The sequence below is a fragment of the Nocardiopsis listeri NBRC 13360 genome, assembly GCF_001570765.1.
GTDB lineage: Bacteria > Actinomycetota > Actinomycetes > Streptosporangiales > Streptosporangiaceae > Nocardiopsis > Nocardiopsis listeri.
Map to the genome: position 1 here is coordinate 1 of NZ_BCSH01000005.1, position 3,434 is coordinate 3,434.

Annotated in this window: 2 protein-coding genes; both read left to right on the forward strand. The window is 66.5% G+C overall.

Annotated elements, in window-relative coordinates; translation table 11 throughout:
* Positions 1-2,758 (forward strand): ATP-binding protein (locus NLI01S_RS01730; RefSeq protein WP_157090916.1); only part of this gene is annotated, 2,758 nt, incomplete at its 5' end.
* A 6-nt stretch (positions 2,759-2,764) separates the two neighbouring features.
* A complete protein-coding gene (locus NLI01S_RS01735; RefSeq protein WP_067598031.1) occupies positions 2,765-3,406 on the forward strand; it encodes a response regulator in 642 nt (213 codons plus the stop codon).
* Positions 3,407-3,434 lie beyond the last annotated feature (28 nt).

Below are 3,434 nucleotides of genomic sequence, written 5' to 3' on the forward strand. Positions count from 1 at the left end.
CAAGTTGGGCGGTCGCGCCAGCGTCAAGGGCGTGTCCGGCATCTGGAACGACCTCACCGAGAACGTCAACTCGATGTCGCACAACCTGACCACCCAGGTGCGCAACATCTCCGAGGTGACGACCGCGGTCGCCGCCGGTGACCTCACCAAGAAGATCGACGTCAACGCCCAGGGCGAGATCCTCGAAGTGAAGACCACGGTGAACACCATGGTCGACCAGCTGTCGGCCTTCGCCACGGAGGTCACGCGTGTGGCCCACGAGGTGGGCAGTCTGGGCCAGTTGGGCGGTCAGGCCAAGGTCGAGGGCGTCACCGGAACGTGGAAGCAGCTCACCGACAGCGTCAACGAGCTGGCCGGCAACCTCACCATTCAGGTGCGCGCCATCGCCGGGGTCGCCAACGCCGTCGCCAAGGGCGACCTGACCCGCAACATCCAGGTCGACACCCGCGGCGAGATGGAGGAGCTCAAGGCCAACATCAACCTGATGGTGTCCAACCTGCGCGAGACCACTTCGGTGCAGCGCGACGCCGACTGGCTCAAGTCCAACCTCGCCCGCATCTCCGGACACATCCAGGGGCACCGGGACCTCGACGAGCTGGCCCGCCTCATCATGAACGAGGTCACGCCGCTCATCGGCGCCCAGCACGGCGCCTGCTACCTGCCCGAGGACCAGGACCACGAGGGCGTCTTCCGGCTCTACGCGGGCTTCGGCTTCCAGCCCACCGAAAAGCGGCGACGCATCGTCAAGGGTCAGGGACTGGTGGGTGAGGCGCTCGCCCAACAGACCGAACAGCATGTCAGCAACATCCCGGCCGGGTACATCAACATCGAGTCGGGGCTCGGCGACGCCGTCCCCAACCATCTGTACATCGTTCCGATCGTGACCGAGGGCCGTTCTCTGGGCGTCGTGGAGTTCGCCTCCTTCGAGGAGTTCCGCGAGATCCACAAGAACTTCCTGCGCCAGCTGGTCTCGCTGCTGGGAACCACGATCAACACGATCCTGGCCAACAACCGCACCGAGCTGCTGCTCGAACAGTCCCAGCAGCTCACCAGCCAGCTGCGCGAGCGCTCCAACGAACTCCAGCGCCAGCAGGAGGAGCTGCGCGGCATGAACGCGGAGCTGCGGCAGAAGGCCACCCAGCTGGCCAACCAGAATCGCGCGATCGAGCTGCAGAACCAGCAGATCCAGCGTTCCCGGAACGCGTTGGAGGAGCGCGCGCACCAGCTACAGGTCTCGTCCAAGTACAAGTCCGAGTTCCTGGCGAACATGTCGCACGAGCTGCGCACGCCGCTCAACAGCCTGCTCATCCTGGCCCGCCTGCTCGCCGACAACGCAGAGCAGAACCTCACGCCCAAGCAGGTCGAGTTCGCCCAGACCATCCACAAGGCCGGCAGCGACCTGCTACTGCTCATCGATGAGATCCTCGACCTATCGAAGGTGGAGGCGGGCCGCGCCGAGGTGCAGCCCAGCGAGGTCTCCATCGCCCAGCTCGTCGACTACGTGGAGGCCACCTTCCGGCCGGTAACCGGCGAACAGGGACTCGCCTTCGCGGTGGACGTCTCCCCGGACATCCCCGAGACCCTGTGGACCGACGAGCAACGGCTCCAGCAGATCCTGCGCAACCTGCTCTCCAACGCCGTCAAGTTCACCTCGCAGGGCGAGGTGCGGCTGCTCATCGAACCGGCCTGGGCACTGGAGGACGCCGACCTCGACATGTTCGTCGAGAACGAAGAGGTCATCGCCTTCACGGTCGCCGACACCGGCATCGGCATCGCCGAGGACAAGCTCCAGGTGATCTTCGAGGCCTTCCACCAGGGTGACGGTGGGACCTCGCGACGATTCGGCGGCACCGGCCTGGGGCTGTCCATCAGCCGCAACTTCGCCCGCCTGCTCGGCGGTGAGATCCGGGTACAGAGCATCACCGGCCGGGGCTCCACCTTCACCCTGCTGCTGCCGGTGCGCCTGCCCGAGGACGCCGGGGAGGTCGTGGAACAGCCCCCGGCGCTGACCACGCCCGCCGAGCTGGAACAGGGACAGAGCTCCCTCGACCCGATCGGTGATGACGAACTCGACCTGCCCGACGAGGACTTCGACGCCGTGGTGGCGGCCCTGACCGATTCGAGTGTGCCCGAGGAACCGCTGCCCATGGTGCAGGTCCTCAAGAGCGCCGAACCCGAGGAACAGGGCAGGGAGGAAAAGGTCGAGGCCCGCCCCGACCCCGAGCGCCGGGCGATCCTGGCCGGCCAGCGCGTGCTCATCGTCGACGACGACGTGCGCAACGTGTTCGCGCTGACCAGCGCCCTGGAAGCACAGGGGCTGGAGGTCCTGTACGCCGACAACGGCCACTCCGGCATCGAGAGGCTGGAGGCCAACGAGGACATCTCACTGGTCCTGATGGACGTGATGATGCCGGAGCTGGACGGCAACCAGACCACCCAGCGCATCCGGGAGATGCCCCAGTTCGCCGACCTGCCGATCATCTCGCTGACCGCCAAGGCCATGCAGGGCGACCGGGAGCGCAGTCTGGCGGCCGGTGCCACCGACTACGTCACCAAACCGGTCGACCTCGACCACCTGTTGGACGTGATGCGTCGTTGGCTCACCGCAGACCCGGCGGAGACCCGGGCGGGCGCCGCGGCCGATGACCGCTCCGGTGACACGAACGGTTCCGCCGGCGTGCACAATGGCGACACAGGCCACGACGACGCCGGGGCGACCGGCGATGACGGCAACACCCCACCGCACGACTCGGAGTAAGAAGCAGTGACTCAGAAGGCCAACATCCTTCTCGTCGATGACCGGGACGAGAACCTCATCGCGCTGGAGGCGGCCCTCACCTCCCTCGACCAGAACCTGGTGCGGGCCAACTCCGGCGAGGAGGCGCTGAAGCACCTTCTGGGTACGGACTTCGCCGTGATCCTGCTCGACGTGATCATGCCGGGCATGGACGGTTTCGAGACCGCCGCGCACATCAAGCAGCGGGAGAAGACCAAGGACGTGCCGATCATCTTCCTGACCGCCCAGGAAGTCGATCGCCACCAGGTGTTCCGCGGTTACTCCTCCCGCGCGGTGGACTTCCTCATCAAGCCGTTCGACCCGTGGGTACTGCGCTCCAAGGTCGAGGTGTTCGTCGAACTGCACCAGCTCAAGGCGCAGATGCGCGAACAGGCCCGCTCGCTGCAACGGGTGCTCGGCCAGGAGAGCGGCGAACCCGGCAAGGCGCTCGTGGAACAGCTCGCCCAGCGTTCCCGGCAGGTCCAGTCGGACCTGGCCGACCTGCGCGAGCACATCGTCGGCAACTACCAGGAGATCGACCAGCCGTTGGTGGACGCCGTCCGCCGGGTGGACCGTTCGGCCTCCCGTCTGTCCACCCTCGTCGACACCCTGCACGGTCCCGAGGACTGAGACAGTGTTTGTTTTGGGCCTCCGCTAG